The organism is Pseudoalteromonas aurantia (assembly GCF_005886875.1).
GTDB classification, from domain to species: domain Bacteria; phylum Pseudomonadota; class Gammaproteobacteria; order Enterobacterales; family Alteromonadaceae; genus Pseudoalteromonas; species Pseudoalteromonas aurantia_A.
In genome coordinates this window covers 1-528 of the sequence record NZ_PNBY01000202.1, presented here as the reverse complement: position 1 = coordinate 528, position 528 = coordinate 1, and the positions used below count along the sequence as shown (strand labels likewise).

The 528-nt window shown below is 40.2% G+C and carries 1 pseudogene; it reads left to right on the top strand.

The annotated features are described in order from the left end of the window. Window positions 1-50 precede the first annotated feature (50 nt). Window positions 51-170, top strand: a pseudogene (locus CWC18_RS21675) (IS630 family transposase); the annotation flags it as partial. Window positions 171-528 lie beyond the last annotated feature (358 nt).

Here is a 528-nt window from a genome sequence, read left to right as displayed (position 1 = left end):
TTATACAGATCTGAGGTTATATTAGTTCACATACTTAAGCAGATTGGTATTATTCACCTGAACTGAAACCAATAGAGCAAGTATGGAGTTGGCTACGCCAGCACCACTAAGTGAATCCCTATTTCATTGGTTGTGAAGAGATTGTAGAAAGTTGTAGCGTGGCTTGGAATGAATAATTTTCATGTACCGAACGGGTGATGAAAATATGTCAACATGATCAGATAGAGGTGGGCAAAGTTAAGATGGGTTAGTATAAAAATACAAATTGTCTTGGTAAGCACGGTGTTTTGGATCTTGACCTTCGTTAGGAAGACAATGGGGTGAAAGTATGAGGCCTGTAATAATGACATCGGCAAGCATGCATGTTTTAGATACTGAGCTGCGTCAGGAAGACAAAAGTGTGAGGTTCGTCTCCCTGAATTCATTTCAGGGTCCATGACTTTTCACTGCCTTTTCATCCCAAATTCCTTTTCCTAAACCCTAAAAAGCAAAAAACCCGTCGCATCTCTGCAACGGGTTTCTCTAATT